Genomic DNA, 15127 nt, shown 5'->3' on the forward strand with positions numbered 1-15127 from the left:
TTCAATTTCCTAATATTAAGCTTTAGCTTACAGAAACAAAGCTTAAAGTTAGGAAATTTCCTGATATTAAGCTACCTAACACGCTGCATGATCTTATGATCCTATGGATCTATATATGATCAGTAGCGTTCACCGCTGATGCGGCTTCGCTGATCACTCAACTTCGTTTCACTGCTATGAGCAGTAAAACAAAGTCGAGCGATTCAATTAAAACCCGCTTCCATATTAGCCATTGTTTCATGTCTGTATGCGCCCGTATAGGGCAGTTAAGCATGAAGTTAATCTCTTTGATTAAGTTGATAATAGAGTCCGTGTAGAAAGTAATTAATGGACTTTAGAAACCAGTGGATCATTTTCATACTAACTTAATCGCAAGAGCTTGTTTGTTAGCACTTATAGTTCCTAGTGCTGTTTCTGCTCAGTGGCGTATCAATGCCAGTGGTAGTTCAGAAATTGATGCAATGAGATTTGATCTCCCAGAGCAAGCGCATGAATTTTTAAGGGACTATAGAATTAACGAGCTCGCAAGCACACACAGCTATGTGAGTGAAAAGCTATACCCGAGTGAAACGTATAGTGATGGAAGACTAATCTCATGGCTATGTATGCATCGTAGTGATGCTCCAGGTAGTTATGACCCTGACACTTGTTACTTTGGAGCTCTCTCTGGAACTACACTGACAAAATTCATAATTCCTGGGGAGATGACTGATTCTCCACTTCTCAATAGAGATCTTGGTAAACCAGAGACAGAACTGTGCGTTGGAAACCCTATCAACCTAGCTACTGGTAATAAATATCAGCAAGAAACCGATTATGTAAGCGCTGGTATGGAGCCTCTTGTATTCACACGACATTACAACAGCCAGTTAGCTTTGAGTGGTAAACAAAGCGATGTTGGTATTGGATGGAGCCACAACTATTCAAACAAAGTGATTTTTGACAAAGAAAGTCACGGAGAGAATATGGTTGTCTTGCATCGGCCAGATGGGAAAGAGTTAGCATTCTACCGGACAAATGCGGTTTGGATGCCAACATGGAAAAGTGATGATCGGTTATACAAAGATTCTGGTTGGAGATATCAGAGGGCTGATGGTGTTGTCGAACTATATGATAGTAATGGTCAGTTGATACGTATTGTTCATCCATCGGGAAATGAGCTGGATCTGAATTATACCAACGGTAAGTTAGACTCTGTTTCTGACAGTTTTGGCCGGACTTTAAGGTTTAGTTACGATCAAGGGAAGATCATAAAGATGATCGACCCTGCTGGACAAACCTTCTCTTACGATTATTCGAATGAATTGTTAGTTGCAGTGCATAAACCGGATGCCAATCAGCGACGTTACCACTATGAAGACAGTTTAAACCCAAGCCTTTTGACTGGCCTTACGGATGAAAAGGGAAGCAGATTTGCTACGTGGTCTCATGATCCTTCGGGTCGCGCTGTTCTGAGCGAACATAGCAGTGGTGTTGATAGGACAAGTGTTACATACAACCCTGATGGTTCAGTTACGGTAACGAATGCTCTAGGTCACGAACAACATTATCTGTTTAGTCGTTATAACGGAAAACTAAAGCCTGACAGTATACAGGGTGCTGCATGTACTGGCTTTGCTGGTGGTACGAAGTCGTTTGGCTACGATACCAACGGTGAGTTGAAGTCAATTATCAATGAAGAAGGCCAATCATTCTCTTACCAATATGACCAAAGAGGACTTGAAATTTCGAGGACAAGCTCGACTGGTGATACGATCACAACACAATGGCATTCAGAGTTCCCAAAACCAACCAAAATTACATCGTCATACTTGGTCCAAGAATTTACCTATGACGACCGCCAGCGGCTGTTAACGCTTAAATTGATTGACCGAACCAACTCAGATGTCAGGCAGTGGGCATTTGAATATTATCCAGACTCTCTTGGTGTTCCTGGACAACTGAAATCAGTGGATGGTCCACGGGTGGATGTTGATGATGTAACGCGCTTTGAATACGACGCTCAAGCCAACCTAAGCCGAGTTATCAACTCTCTTGGGCACGTAGTGTCATTTGACAATTACGATGCTCATGGAAGGGCTCAGAGCGTCACAGATGCCAATGGAGTAAGCTACTCGCTTAACTACAACACGTTAGGTCAAATGATTTCTTCTACTGGTCCAGATGGAACTACATTGTACTCTTACGATGAATCAGGACTCTTGGTATCTATCACCTTACCAACCAATAGCACTTTCACTTATGAGTACGATGCTGCTCAGCAGCTGATGGCCGTGATTGATGCAAATGGAAATCGACAAAGTATCAATCGAGATTCACTAGGAAATATTGAGCAAGTTGAGCTGAAAGATAACAGTGGCATTGCTCACTGGAAGCAACTGCATAGTTACACTTTGAATGGTTGGCTTTCATCAACAACAAATGGAACGGGAAATGTTTATACCTATTCCTATGACAAGACAGCCAACCTAACGGGCAAAGTTGACCCTTCTGGAAATGCTTATGCCTACCGCTATGATGGTTTTAGCAACCTGCTCCAATCAATTGACCCTGTTAACCGCGCCACTGCAATGCAGTATAACGATAATGCCTTAGTAACGAGAGTCACTGATCCAAGAGGGCGGAGAACTTACTATTCATACAACGGATATGGCGATGTTCTCTCAGTACAAAGCCCAGACACAGGCACGGCTCATTACACTTATGACAAGGCTGGAAACCTGATCGGTAAAACAGATGCCAACGGTCAGGTTTTCACTTATCACTACGACGCGCTTAATCGCCTTTCTTCAATCACTGTGGATGGTCAACCTAATGCTAGTGTGACATTCCGCTACGATGAGCCAGAAGCGCTGTATGGGGTAGGGCAGCTTACTTCCATTACAGACGCTTCTGGCGTATCAAAATACAGTTACACAGCCAGTGGTGAGATAGCCAGCCAAGAACTAATTGTGGATGGCCGCACCTTGTTAACCAATTACACCTATGATGGTGCAGGGCAGTTGGCGAGTATCGAGTACCCGAGTGGCCGCAAAGCGGTTTATCAGCGCAATGTAGCTGGAGAGGTCATTGGCATTACATTGAATAATGGTGTTAACAGCAGAACATTAGTCTCTGACTTGGTACGGAAACCTTTTGGGCCTGTAACTGATCTGACTCATGGAAATGGGCTTTGGGAAGAGCGCCAGTACGACATGAACTATCAATTGGAGTCTGTACAGGTTGCTGGTGCAATGCACCGCAGTTATCTCTATACGGCCAATAGCAATGTCGATTCAATTACAGACTTAATGGATAGTGGCTATAGCCAAACTTTCAATTACGACAAGCTGAGCCGCTTGATTGATGCTACTGGTGGTTACGGGACCCGAGAGTACACCTACAACTACAACGGCAACCGGACGGCTATCTACCGCGACGGCGTGAAAGATTCGTACAGCATTGTGTTCAATAGCAATCGTCTAACCAAAACAAGTATTGGCTCGATCACCTACAGCTATGATGCAAACGGAAACACGATTGGCCGAGGAACGGATGTCTTTGTCTATGATGCTTTCAATAGATTGACTGAGGCTACGGTCAATGGCGAAACATCAATCTATCACTATAACAGTGCTCATCAACGAGTGAGGAAGTCAGCTGGTGGCGTAGATGTGCTTTATGTTTACGGCCTCGATGGCGAGTTACTGGCCGAGGTGGATGCCGGAACCGGGCAAACCCAGCGAGAATATGTCTGGCTTGACGGCCAGCTGATGGCTTACCTGGTGAATGGCACCGTTTACCACGTTCACAATGATCACCTGGGCACACCGCAGGCCCTGACAGACGAACTGGGTGAAGTAGTATGGAAAGCGCAGTACACGCCATTTGGCCGAGCCAGTGTCACGACAGAGCTAGTCACCTTTAATCTTCGCTTCCCCGGCCAGTATTTTGATACCGAGACTGGGCTGCACTACAACTGGCATCGGTACTATGACCCGTCTCTGGGGCGTTACCTGCAATCAGACCGCCTTGGCTTGTTCGATGGAATGGATACCTATGGGTATGTGCGTGGAAATCCGCTGTCGAGCATAGACCCTACAGGTGAGTTCGCATGGGGAGTGGTGTTCGCCGGGATAGATTTGGCATATCAGCTTTATGATAACGGTGGGAAAATTGATTGCGTTAACTGGGGTGATGTTGGATTGGCAGCTCTTGGGGGTGGAATGTTCAATGCCGTGAAGGTAGCAAAAGTTCATCGCTTCAAAAGTGCTGTCACTACTAAAGGCAACCCCCATTCATGGGGAGCAACGAGAAGGTGGTACGCGAAAAACATAAACAAGGACATCCCGCCACGACAACATATTCATCATTGGCTTGTTGAAAGAAGACACTTTGAAGGTAATCAAAAATTAGAGCGTATATTTAATCAGCCTTGGAACCTTAATCCAAAACCATTCACAAACATCTATCACAATACAAAAATTCACAATAACGGAATTAAAGGTTGGTTTAATGGTGTTCCAATATGGGCAAGAGAAACCGTAGCAGGCTTAGGGTTAACAGCAGCAGGAGGGAATGGTTGTGGGTGCAGTGAAAAATAAAGGTATATTACTGAGTAAAAAAGAAAACTTTATGCTGCCTATCTATGAGGAAGCCCTAGAGAAGGCGTCCGCCTCGGCTAAAAAGATAGGAAATCGCTATGTTGGATCGTTACTTATCAAAGGAGATGGTAGCGTCTGGAGAATTGACTCAGTACAAGAGGTTAGCCCTCGTTTTATACAACGAGTTTGTTTGCAGTTATTGGGGAAGCCTAGAGACATCAAATGTTCTCTTCACCTAGTAGAAAATGATTTTGTGGACTGGGTAGAGATGATCGCTAATCTGGCTACTGAAAGCGGTTCGTACTCTGTGTGGGGTCAATTCTATGACAGCAAAGCCGAGTTGAAAAAAGCGGTGATGGGATGTAAGACGCTGGAAGATTTATTCGCTGTGTTCAGGCTTGAGGATGATAATGAATTTTCTAAAAAGTTAGTTTGATAATTTCTAAAGAAAGCCGCCAGCGGGTTAAGCCTGCTGGTGGCGTGGACAGTAAGAGGGGGTGGTTGTGGAACTTACATATCCAGTGCTACTGGTCAGTAAAAAGAAAAAATCAGTTCACGTAGAACTAACCGGAAGCCATTTGGGGAAATGTACTAATGCCGCTCTAAAAGGTGGGTACTTTAACCAAATGGAAATATACGACTCTAACGGAAGGCATTACAAAGTAGACGAGGTAGTTGGGGTCAAGCCTTTAAACGCTGTATGGCGATGGCCTTTAGAGGTGTTAATGTTTAACTCTAGGCTATTGAAAGCTGAGCTGAAAACAACATTGGTATCTCAGTTGGAACTGAAAGAGTTTAAAAGCGTAGTAGCAAAAGTGATCAATGAGCAAAAGGAAAGTTGGGAATCAGGGGTTGGGCGTGAAGCAATGTTGAACGATCTTGCGGCTGCAAATGGCATTGAAGAAGTAATCAGGATCTTTCGACCTGAAAACTGATATTTACTTAGTCTAAGCAACTCCGCCAGCGGGGTTAAGCCTGCTGGTGGCGTGGATGTGCTTTATGTTTACGGCCTCGATGGCGAGTTACTGGCCGAGGTGGATGCCGGAACCGGGCAAACCCAGCGAGAATATGTCTGGCTTGACGGCCAGCTGATGGCTTATCTGGTTGATGGCACCGTTTACCACGTCCATAACGATCATTTGGGTACGCCGCAAGCATTGACCGATGAAACGGGGGCCACGGTATGGAAAGCCAGTTACTCTCCGTTCGGCAAAGCGACTGTCACGACAGAACAAATCAAGTTCAACTTGCGTTTCCCCGGCCAGTATTTTGATGCAGAGACTGGGCTTCACTATAACTGGCATCGCAACTATGACCCGAATACAGGGATATATATCACCAGTGACCCAATAGGGCTGGCTGGTGGGATTAACACCTATGCCTATGCATTGAATAATCCTGCTATTTACACCGATCCTACTGGTTTATGGGTTCCGCAAATTATTGGGGCAATGGTTAACATAGGCTTTGAAGGATACAGACAATATCAAACTGGTTCGTTTGATGCGGGGCGACTTCTTGTGGCTGGTGCTACGGGGGCACTTGGAGGGTTTGGAAGCACTCTAAGGAGAGCTGTATTTTTTGGTGCATCATCAGGCGCTATTGGCAATATGTATATTCAGTTAACTGAAAAGTCTTCTGGTTGTGATCAAAGGTATCAAAAGAGCCTTGATTTATATCAGGTAGGAAGAAGTGCAATTCTTGGCTCGTTTGGTGGAGCAGTTGGTTTTGGCGGGGGAATATTAGGCAAAAATATTTTGAGACCACGAGACATAATCGGGGTGGATTTGAAAAAAAGGGTTAGTTTTAACTACGAATCGTATGGTTCGGCTATAGGTTCTGCTGGGGGAACAACAATTGGAAATCAATAATTGGCTTGACTTTGTTTTGTACACATTCATGACTTTAGGTGGGTTGCTTATAGCAATTCCATTAGGGATAAGATGCCTTTATGTAGGTCTTGTTGCACTATTTAAATACAAGATTGTGAAATTCAAAAAAGATAGCAATGTGTCAGTGTATGCAAACACATCTATAGAGCTAGTTCTTTTAGGTATTTTCTGTATTGGAGCTTCTATTTGGTTTCTGTTCTTCGATAAAGGTGGCCACCTCTTACATTACCTTCCGGAAGTGATGAGGTTCTTCGCTGGAACATAAGGCAGATTACGCTGGTGCTGGCTGTGGCTGATCGCCTTGGCTTGTTCGATGGAGTGGATACCTATGGGTATGTGCATGGAAATCCACTAATAAGGATCGATCCTACAGGTGAGTTTGCGTGGGGTTTGGTTGGAGGTGTGAATATGCCAATAGGTAACGGAGAGTAAATATGGCATACAAAACAGAGATTTCTATATATCTGATTCTGATCCCTTTAGTGGGAGTTATGACGGGACTCATATCCTACGGTGCGTATAGATTGATCGGGTATCCTGAATCAATATTTGTTCTTTTTATGATGATTGCTGTTTGGGGAGGGGTATGCCTAGCTTTAGGAGTTTGCAGCACGATTCGTTGCTTAAAGCAAAAAAAAGGAATTGAACGACACATGAGAGAGACGAAAGGAAATAGCCAAGAAAAGTGATGGTCTCAGCTAATCTTTCACGAATTCCAAAGTTAAATAGTTACCTGGTGGATGGCACCGTTTACCACGTCCATAACGATCATTTAGGTACGCCGCAAGCATTGACCGATGAGACCGGAGCCACGGTATGGAAAGCCAGTTACTCTCCGTTCGGCAAAGCGACTGTCACGACAGAACAAATCAAGTTCAACTTACGTTTCCCTGGGCAGTATTTTGACGCAGAGACTGGGCTTCACTACAACTGGCATCGCTACTATGACCCAGCACTTGGCCGTTACTTACAATCAGACCGCCTTGGCCTGTTCGATGGAGTGGATACCTATGGGTATGTGCATGGAAATCCGTTGAAGTTTATTGATCCTACAGGCGAGTTTGGATGGGTTGCTTTTGGGGCTTTCGTTGGCGGTTCGCTTAATGCGATTGCTCAATACCATTCAGGACAGACGTTTGACTTTGCATCTTTTGGGGCTGCTGTCGTTACAGGGGCTGCGGGAGGTGGTCTTGGTAATTTAACTAAGGGGTTGTCTTGGGGGAAAAATATCGTTGCCAATTCATTGGGTAGTGGGGTAATTGGAGGTGGTGTGACAGCTGCTAAGAACAAAGTTACAGGCAGCTGTGATGATATTTGGCTTAACTCAGGGCGCAGTATGATATTAGGTGGATTAGGAGCAGGGGTTGGTAACTCATTTGCTGGGCTAGGAAAAATAATTCCAAAGATGCAGGCTAACCGATGGTGGGATAAAGCGTCATTAGAAAAACGGTTAAAGAGTTCGTCGAATGCGTTTCACCGTTAAGATGCACCTCCAACGCTAACGGTATTTTTTGTCACCACTGGTAATATCGGAAGCAACATCATTGCTAATATCCCATAAGTGAGAATTGAAGATGAAGATGAAAGGATTTAGTGCATTCATGATAACAGTATTTCTCCCCTTTTTAGTTGGTGGGGCCATTATTGGTGCTGCATTTGGGGGAGTAGGATATTACATCACAAATTGGTTTGGTTTATTTGAAAGACAAATTCAGCACGAGATGGTTTTTTGGTTATTTTTAGGTATGGGGGTGTTTGCTGGGACAGTAGGAGCGGTACAGTCGCTAATTGCATTCATTAGACATCCCGGTGTTCACGGTGACACATAGCAAACATTCATGCTTGTAACACGCCGCCAGCGGGTTAAGCCTGCTGGTGGCGTGGGCAATAAGGGAGAGGTTGTGGATGTCAGTAATATCAAACGTCATAAGGTCGTTAAAAAAAGCCGTTTACTCAGATTGTGAGTGGTTGAGGTGTTATGAGGTAGAGGCATTAACTGCCTTCTACCTACACATTACGGAAGAGGATAAAGGTAAACTAATTCAGCAATTTAAACGTCTGGATATGATGGAGCGTTCCAAGAGTGGGAAGTTGCTACAGATATTTGATGGGCTGGATACAGTTAGAAAAAAATGGCTTAAAGAAATAAAAATATGCCCTGACGAACCTGTAACTGGATATAAATTTGCTCTTAAAAGAAATGGCAAGGAATATGCGATATTTAATATTTTCCTTGGTAGGGGAGGTATAGGTGAGATTCAGTTTGAGAAGATGCCTAGTAAATTCCAAAGTAAAGTAGCAAAGGTAGGCGATATAAAAGCTCTCTTATTCAAAGAAAAAGAATTGCCCCGTGAAACAACTTATGTCTTTAAAGGTGTAGTCACAGATGATGAGGAGCAAAAGTTAGAAGAGGATTTGCATAGAGGTTGAAGTTGCTCATCTAAACATGCGTTGAAGTGATTGAACTCACTGGGATTGACTGACCTCTATGAACCTTTTTCACTACCACCAGCGGATTAAGCCAGCTGGTGGCGTGGGTGTGCTCTATGTTTATGGCCTCGATGGCGAGTTACTTGCCGAGGTGGATGCCGGAACTGGGAAAACCAGCGCAAATATGAATATCAAGGAGATAAAATGGCTAGTCAGTATCAATACAATCCATTTTTAATAGGGAAAGATACATTTACCTCCAGCAAAGTAGAGCTTTGTGAAGATGAGGTAAGACAATCGAAGCCACACTATCAGTTAATTTGTTTCGGTAGTTCTTCTCGGTATCCTCTATGGATAGAACTAGGGACCAACCAACTAGTTGGTGGTAATTATCATTGTTTCTATAATGATGATGAACTAAAAGCGTTATACACGTTATTTCAGCAAGATGCGCAACGACAAGGTTATTCTGACCAGAAGCAAAACTGTTGGGCTAAAACACCTAATCCTTTTCCTATCGAGTTTCTTGAGGGGATGCCACAAAGTCTATGGGCTTACTTTTACGAAAGTGGCCGTAGACAAGCCGCTTGTGAAAAAAGTGTTCAGGAATTACTACCCATGTTCGAAAAGTGATAAGTGCTTGACTGAATGTAATATTTAGCTTGAAAATCAGTCGAGTAAATAATGCCACTTTGAACAATGTAACAGGAACAAGAATGATGAAGAAAATTGGACTACTGCTAGCGACGTTAACTGCATTTTCAGCTCAAGCGGATGTTTTCCCTAAAACAGAAGTTGATGCGTATCTAATGGCGATGCACTCTATGGCCCCAGTTAACGCGAAATACACCATTCAATACAAGGCCGCAGTGGAAAGTAGCTGTAAGACAAAGCTTAGTATTGAACAATTAAGCTCACGCGACTTTGCCAATGTTGTACAAGCGCTTGTTAGTAGTGAAACCGTTGACCGCTTAGGGCTTGATGCTAGTGGTGGTTCCCTCACTGACACGCTTCAACTGGTAGGGGCTAATATTAATTGTTCCGACCTAAGTGCCCCGTATAAAGCGGTATTGAGTGATGTTGAGTTCAACAAGAAGCATCAGCATTTGTCGAAGGTACTGCACACTTGGGATCAAGTTGTTACTGAAAGTCAGTTGAACTAATTGTGCTATATTGCTGGGGGATGTGTTTGAGACTTTGGACAATTAGTTAAAGTTTGTGCAAAATTACATCACTGACCTGGCTGATGGCGTTTCTGCTTCGAACCTCAGCTTATTACTTATCGTGCCCCAGCAATAAAACCTCTTTGATTTCCCCCTTTAAATCGACATAATGAGCATATGTAGTCAATATAATGGTGATATGTATGTCTGGAGTCGTTTTCCATCAAGTAAAAGAAGGTGAGTTCCGCCGTCTCGCGGAGACTCGAACAATGACCAAACTAATTGCGCAGGAATCTAAACTGCATCCTAATAAGTTTCATTTGGTTGGGATTGATAGTGGTAAAGGAATCGCGTATGCAATTAGACATGGAAGAACCAGTGACTTGAGAGTGTGGAGGCTTGATATCCTGGTAAATCAGGTTAGAGACATGGGGTTTGAGAATATAGAAGTACAACTCATAAACAAAACCCACGCATGAAGCATGGGCTGATAGTCTTAACATGCCGAAAGGCACTTATTTTTCAAGAATATAATCACGAAAGTCGTGGTTCTCAATTTCCAACTTCCCACGCTCTGGGCTGTAAATTAGCTCAAGCGACTTCAATCGTGTGACTGCATTTTTCACCGACCATTTTGTAACGTCTGTTTCTGGGTCGCCAGTGAAAGCTTTCACTTTGTCTAGTCCTGTTTTGGTATAAAGACCTTTTGACTCATTGGCAGCAACAAGCTTTAGGATCGCCACTTCGATAGGTTTCAGTTGTTCGTATGTTTTTGAAAAGTGGTCCTCTGACTCGATACGATCAACGTCATAACGATGGACACCAATATCTAGGTCATGAACCATGTTCAGGGCCATATTCTTTAACATTTCAACAAACCGAGCGGGAGCGCGATTTTGTTTGATTAAGATTTCTAGGGCTTTGTGTTTGTCGAGTTCGACACCACCAGTGACATTTTTGAATGCGGCCAACTCGAATTCAACGAAATCCATATCCAGCTCTTCAAATATCTGGGTTTGGCTGGAGTTGTAGAATGGAGCCTTGTTGTCTTTGAATAAGCGACTTAACCCCTCTCTACTTGAACCTGTGAAGATGCATTTGACGTTGTTATCCTCTCTGTTCACTACAAAACTGCGTAGAGCTGCCGTAAACGAGTCAAATTCTTTGCGAGTAGCCAAATGTTGAACTTCGTCAAGCAACAGTAAAACAGGCATATCCAGCTCGTTTAAGCGTTGAAATACAGCGAACAAGTCAGCTCTCAGTTCTCCCTGAGAACGCTCTACTTCAACTTTGCCACCAGCTGCACTAAAACCTAACTTTTTGAAGTTGAGAGCTTTGCCAAGCTTATGTAGAAATCCTTCATTCCTTTCACAAGCATCAATGACGGATTTAATGAAGATGCCTTCTGGGTCGTCTTTTTGCATCCAAAAATCTACATAGATAGGTAAGACACCAAGTTCACGAGCCATAGGAATGATATCTTTTTGAATGAATTGAGTTTTTCCTCGCTTGCGTGGAGCGAAGATTGAAACTCGTTGAAGAAGACCTTTGTCCATCCCGTTAAGGATAAACGTAGCAAGCTGTGTACGAGGATAATGCCAGATATCCATTGTCGTGCTCCTTTGGTAAATTGTGTTATCAATGATACCACAAAATAGAATTGTGGTAGATTATTTAACACAACCAACCACAAATAGGATTGCCATCCTAAAGCAGATCACTCTTTTACTAAGTAGCTCTTTGTCATGTCCCTCAATTTGCCCAAAAAAGGGCAAGTTCTCATCTCTTAAAAAAATGTCATGTCGGTACACTAAGAGCATGATGCTCTGGAGATTGATCTTATGGATATGATAAACGGCTGGCTATATGAAGTTCAGAGAGCCCTTGATAGTTCTTTAGGTGATATACCCTTTGATTGGCGCTGGATTGCTGCTGTGATTGGGTTCTTTTTAATATGGAGGCTGTTCTCTTTTGGCTTTGCCATCGTTAAGTTTGTCATCGTTGCGGCAATAGCTGCTGCCATTTATGCTGCTGTTGTTGGCGATTCGTCAGGACTTGCTGGTGGTAGTTTCTTTGGATTTTAGTACAGTTTGGTAGCTAAATATGAGCATTCTGATATCGGATGGAAGTGAAACGCTCGATGCAGCAACCGCAATTTCTGAGTTGCCAGATTCGTACACGGGTCATTGTTCTGTCGTAACAATCAATGAAGAAATAGTTGCCACTGTACCTAACCCTCAAATTGCATTTTCTATTGCGTGTTACGCGATTGGAACAGAAGGGGGTTATGGAAGTGTTTATGTTCGTCCGGCCAAAGACGGTGAAATTCTCACCCATACAGATTTTGACAGTTGGGCGTACTAGCTGGACTTTCACATGTGAAAGTCTGCATAAAGAACTCGCATTTAAAAGGTGTTGATATGCCAATTATTACAACAAAGGCTATTAAAGCAGAAAGTAACTCAGAGGATAGTCGTATCATTGCAGGTGAAAAACAAGAGCGAGATGTGGCTTTTTATTTACGTCGAGCGTTTAAAGATAGCGAAGAAATTCACGTATTTAACGATTTTACCTTCACGTATAATGGTGAAAAAGCACAGATAGATCACTTAGTATTGCATAAATACGGTTTCCTAATACTTGAATCAAAAAGTATCTATGGGGAAGTCAAAGTTAACGAGAGTGGTGAGTGGTCCAGAAGTTATAAAGGTTATTGGTCAGGTATTCCTTCTCCGATCAAACAAGCTGAGTTGCAACAGCAATTATTGAAGAAAGCTCTTGTTGATAACGCTCCTAAGTTCCTGGGGAAAATGTTAGGTGTCCAGCAAAATGTTGGTGGCCGACGGTGGGACTCGTTATGCGTTGTTTCTAACTCGTGTATTTTGCACAGAGATAATATACCTGCTGACATTAACGAAAGAATCATTAAAAGCGAAGCTGTAGCTGATGCCGTTAGGAGAATAGGTGAAAAAGGAAAGCTTAAAGCGTTTTTAGCAACAGAACCTTTTTTTACTAAAGAAGAGTTGCATAGCATAACTGAATATTTATTGGATGAACTTTGTTCTAACAGGTCAGTCGATAACTCTGGCTCATTACATAAAGAACAGGAAAACGAAATGCTTGTTCGTAATGAGGTTGATTCAAAAAAAATCCGCTGTAAAAAGTGTGGTGAGGCTGAGCAGCTTACAGCATGTCATGGGAAGTTTGGTTACTTCGTAAAGTGTCTTTGTTGTGACACTAACACTTCAATGCGAACTCCTTGTGCTCATTGTGGAAGCAAGAGAGCTAAGGTAACAAAGAAAAAGTTAGAGTACTGGTTAAAATGTGAATGTTCAGAATCGTATTTGGTGTTTGTGCAAAAAGAGCGCGTGGAGTCTGAGCAAAATACCGTTTCTTAGACTTTCACATGTGAAAGTGGAGGGGAGGGGTTGCGTTTTCAAAAAGCATGATAAAGTAAGTATGAATATTAACTAAATGAGGTCCTTACGGCGATGCCGGAAGGGATCTTAAATACCGGAGATAAGACTATGATGATTCTAACCACTCTTTCTGAAAAACTAGATGACCAAACGAGCCGAGTATTCTGGCGTGTGGGCACTAAACGCAGTGGAATTCTTGATGTAAAAATCGACTTTTCCCATGAAGATTCTGATTTGATTTCAGAATTATCAGCCATTCAATACCTACTCTTTGAAGAAAAAGTAATGGGTCGAGAGCCGGGTTCTGGTTCTGGCTACAAACTCGTTGTGTCAAAGGGAGCAATCAAAAAGCTTGCCCGTGGTAAATCTACGAAAAAACATGCACAAAAGTTTGCAGCATTTCTTCAAAACCGAATGGCTGGAGTGCAAATAGAGGTATCACAAAGTCGTGAGTTCATGGCCGACCCAAAATCATGTGTAACAGTGCTCTTAGATGCAAATCGCCAGGAATATGCAAATACGCATGATGCCGTTGAAACACCAGCAATGGGGACCGTTTATGTTACCGCTCACGCTGTTGAACAGTATAAAGAGCGATTGAGCACTGGAGATCCCAAAAAGCCCTGGGCGAGTTTAGTCAATCGACTTAAACATCCTGAGTTGAGAATTCGAAATTTGCCTGCAAATGTTTTGGCCCATAAAGCGAAAAAATACGGTACTGCCGACAATGTAGAAGCTTGGGGGCATCCAACTTCCAAATTCACATACCTTATTGTTAACGATAATGGGCGTCGCACCTTAGTAACTGTTTTTGAGCGCGAACAATAACCTTGGAAGGAATAAAATTGGATAGTGCAACTAACTACATAAAGGATGGTCACGCACGGATTATGGGTAACAGAAAAATCGCTGTATTAATTGATTCAGAAAACACTCCACACTCAAAGCTAAACCTGATTATTGAAGAGCTTTCTAGTTTTGGGCAGATCATCGTTAAACGTGCATATGGCGATTTTTCTGCTGAACAACTAAAAAACTGGAAGCAGCCTTTGAATGAGTTAGCGATTCAAGCTAAGCAGCAATTTGCCTATACATCTGGAAAAAACTCGACAGACTCTTTAATGATTATTGATGCAATGGATCTCTTGTACAGCCAAAGGTTTGATGCTTTTGCTTTGATATCCAGTGATAGTGACTTTACAAGTCTTGCTACGAGATTAAGAGAGTCGGAGATACACGTCATCGGTGTAGGAAAAGCGATGACTCCGACTTCGTTTAAAAACGCTTGTGATGACTTTGTAGCGATAGAGAACTTAAACGCTGATGTTGATCTTGGGGAGGCACAACCAAGCTCTAATCAAGACTCAGAACGCGAATTATGGCGATTAATGCATCAAGCTTGGCAGAACTATCGAGATGAATCGGGCTGGGCAAAACTAGGTGAAATAGGCAAGTACTTAAAGAGACTGAAGCCAGATTTTGACCCTCGAAACTACGGGTTGAAGAAGTTATCTGACTTTTTTGATAAATATCCAACGCGCTATAGAACCCGTAACACTAAACGCACTGGTATGGAGTTTCAGCTGATAACAAAGGCAAGCAAACAAAAATGATGTGCTGCCTTCGCTGACGACATACTG

The 15127-nt window shown here is 42.9% G+C and carries 18 protein-coding genes; 17 read left to right on the forward strand and 1 reads right to left on the reverse strand.

Annotated features, from left to right (window positions below; genetic code table 11):
* Nucleotides 1-383: 383 nt before the first annotated feature.
* From R7E51_RS17675 to R7E51_RS17730, 12 genes are all read left to right on the forward strand, one after another.
* On the forward strand, nt 384-4583 hold the full coding sequence (locus tag R7E51_RS17675; RefSeq protein WP_014386644.1) for an RHS repeat-associated core domain-containing protein: 4200 nt from the start codon (nt 384-386) through the stop codon (nt 4581-4583).
* Nucleotides 4564-5019, forward strand: a complete 456-nt coding sequence (locus R7E51_RS17680) for a hypothetical protein (protein WP_133305458.1) — start codon at nt 4564-4566, stop codon at nt 5017-5019. Before R7E51_RS17675 ends, R7E51_RS17680 begins: the two co-directional genes overlap by 20 nt.
* A gap of 67 nt (nt 5020-5086) precedes the next feature.
* Nucleotides 5087-5518 (forward strand): hypothetical protein, encoded by a 432-nt coding sequence (locus tag R7E51_RS17685; RefSeq protein WP_101905908.1) that lies wholly within the window; start codon nt 5087-5089, stop codon nt 5516-5518.
* A gap of 57 nt (nt 5519-5575) precedes the next feature.
* Nucleotides 5576-6454, forward strand: coding sequence for an RHS repeat-associated core domain-containing protein (locus tag R7E51_RS17690; protein ID WP_243641898.1), 879 nt, complete (start codon nt 5576-5578; stop codon nt 6452-6454).
* Nucleotides 6455-6763: 309 nt separating this feature from the next.
* On the forward strand, nt 6764-6907 hold the full coding sequence (locus tag R7E51_RS17695; RefSeq protein ID WP_206949614.1) for a hypothetical protein: 144 nt from the start codon (nt 6764-6766) through the stop codon (nt 6905-6907).
* Nucleotides 6908-6909: 2 nt separating this feature from the next.
* On the forward strand, nt 6910-7164 hold the full coding sequence (locus tag R7E51_RS17700; protein ID WP_101905909.1) for a hypothetical protein: 255 nt from the start codon (nt 6910-6912) through the stop codon (nt 7162-7164).
* Entirely contained in the window at nt 7164-7958 is a 795-nt protein-coding gene (locus R7E51_RS17705) for an RHS repeat-associated core domain-containing protein (protein ID WP_032073003.1), read from the forward strand. Before R7E51_RS17700 ends, R7E51_RS17705 begins: the two co-directional genes overlap by 1 nt.
* 91 nt (nt 7959-8049) lie before the next feature.
* Complete coding sequence (locus R7E51_RS17710) at nt 8050-8304, forward strand: hypothetical protein (protein WP_041154783.1); 255 nt, start codon at nt 8050-8052, stop codon at nt 8302-8304.
* A gap of 76 nt (nt 8305-8380) precedes the next feature.
* The gene (locus tag R7E51_RS17715) at nt 8381-8905 is read left to right on the forward strand and encodes a hypothetical protein (protein ID WP_101905910.1); all 525 of its coding nucleotides are present in this window, start codon (nt 8381-8383) and stop codon (nt 8903-8905) included.
* Between the two features lie 204 nt (nt 8906-9109).
* On the forward strand, nt 9110-9538 hold the full coding sequence (locus R7E51_RS17720; protein ID WP_014386653.1) for a hypothetical protein: 429 nt from the start codon (nt 9110-9112) through the stop codon (nt 9536-9538).
* 83 nt (nt 9539-9621) lie between these two features.
* Nucleotides 9622-10068: a hypothetical protein gene (locus R7E51_RS17725; protein WP_014386654.1), complete on the forward strand. Its 447-nt coding sequence runs from the start codon at nt 9622-9624 to the stop codon at nt 10066-10068.
* A 203-nt stretch (nt 10069-10271) separates the two neighbouring features.
* Nucleotides 10272-10547 (forward strand): hypothetical protein, encoded by a 276-nt coding sequence (locus tag R7E51_RS17730; RefSeq protein ID WP_014386655.1) that lies wholly within the window; start codon nt 10272-10274, stop codon nt 10545-10547.
* Between the two features lie 36 nt (nt 10548-10583).
* Here R7E51_RS17730 and R7E51_RS17735 read toward each other — a convergent pair whose 3' ends face one another.
* A complete protein-coding gene (locus R7E51_RS17735) occupies nt 10584-11678 on the reverse strand; it encodes a hypothetical protein (protein ID WP_014386656.1) in 1095 nt (364 codons plus the stop codon).
* Nucleotides 11679-11909: 231 nt separating this feature from the next.
* Here R7E51_RS17735 and R7E51_RS17740 point away from each other — a divergent pair, with 231 nt between their 5' ends.
* The 5 genes from R7E51_RS17740 to R7E51_RS17760 all read left to right on the forward strand — a co-directional run bounded on the left by R7E51_RS17740 (nt 11910) and on the right by R7E51_RS17760 (nt 15100).
* Entirely contained in the window at nt 11910-12152 is a 243-nt protein-coding gene (locus R7E51_RS17740) for a hypothetical protein (RefSeq protein WP_014386657.1), read from the forward strand.
* A gap of 19 nt (nt 12153-12171) precedes the next feature.
* Nucleotides 12172-12432, forward strand: a complete 261-nt coding sequence (locus R7E51_RS17745; protein WP_014386658.1) for a hypothetical protein — start codon at nt 12172-12174, stop codon at nt 12430-12432.
* 56 nt (nt 12433-12488) lie between these two features.
* Nucleotides 12489-13466 carry a nuclease-related domain-containing protein gene (locus R7E51_RS17750; protein ID WP_032073006.1) on the forward strand — a complete coding sequence of 326 codons (978 nt, stop codon included), beginning with the start codon at nt 12489-12491 and terminating at the stop codon, nt 13464-13466.
* A 129-nt stretch (nt 13467-13595) separates the two neighbouring features.
* The gene (locus R7E51_RS17755) at nt 13596-14315 is read left to right on the forward strand and encodes a hypothetical protein (protein WP_032073007.1); all 720 of its coding nucleotides are present in this window, start codon (nt 13596-13598) and stop codon (nt 14313-14315) included.
* 62 nt (nt 14316-14377) lie between these two features.
* Nucleotides 14378-15100, forward strand: a complete 723-nt coding sequence (locus R7E51_RS17760) for an NYN domain-containing protein (RefSeq protein ID WP_041154780.1) — start codon at nt 14378-14380, stop codon at nt 15098-15100.
* Nucleotides 15101-15127 lie beyond the last annotated feature (27 nt).

It is taken from the genome of Vibrio sp. Vb1166 (assembly GCF_033338695.1).
Taxonomy (GTDB): Bacteria; Pseudomonadota; Gammaproteobacteria; order Enterobacterales; family Vibrionaceae; genus Vibrio; species Vibrio alginolyticus.

Coding starts and splice junctions, on each gene's coding strand:
- R7E51_RS17700 (WP_101905909.1), top strand. CDS start 6,910: ATGGCATACAAAACAGAGATTTCTATATATCTGATTCTGATCCCTTTA.
- R7E51_RS17705 (WP_032073003.1), top strand. CDS start 7,164: ATGGTCTCAGCTAATCTTTCACGAATTCCAAAGTTAAATAGTTACCTG.
- R7E51_RS17710 (WP_041154783.1), top strand. CDS start 8,050: ATGAAGATGAAAGGATTTAGTGCATTCATGATAACAGTATTTCTCCCC.
- R7E51_RS17715 (WP_101905910.1), top strand. CDS start 8,381: ATGTCAGTAATATCAAACGTCATAAGGTCGTTAAAAAAAGCCGTTTAC.
- R7E51_RS17720 (WP_014386653.1), top strand. CDS start 9,110: ATGGCTAGTCAGTATCAATACAATCCATTTTTAATAGGGAAAGATACA.
- R7E51_RS17725 (WP_014386654.1), top strand. CDS start 9,622: ATGATGAAGAAAATTGGACTACTGCTAGCGACGTTAACTGCATTTTCA.
- R7E51_RS17730 (WP_014386655.1), top strand. CDS start 10,272: ATGTCTGGAGTCGTTTTCCATCAAGTAAAAGAAGGTGAGTTCCGCCGT.
- R7E51_RS17735 (WP_014386656.1), bottom strand. CDS start 11,678: ATGGATATCTGGCATTATCCTCGTACACAGCTTGCTACGTTTATCCTT.
- R7E51_RS17740 (WP_014386657.1), top strand. CDS start 11,910: ATGGATATGATAAACGGCTGGCTATATGAAGTTCAGAGAGCCCTTGAT.
- R7E51_RS17745 (WP_014386658.1), top strand. CDS start 12,172: ATGAGCATTCTGATATCGGATGGAAGTGAAACGCTCGATGCAGCAACC.
- R7E51_RS17750 (WP_032073006.1), top strand. CDS start 12,489: ATGCCAATTATTACAACAAAGGCTATTAAAGCAGAAAGTAACTCAGAG.
- R7E51_RS17755 (WP_032073007.1), top strand. CDS start 13,596: ATGATGATTCTAACCACTCTTTCTGAAAAACTAGATGACCAAACGAGC.
- R7E51_RS17760 (WP_041154780.1), top strand. CDS start 14,378: ATGGGTAACAGAAAAATCGCTGTATTAATTGATTCAGAAAACACTCCA.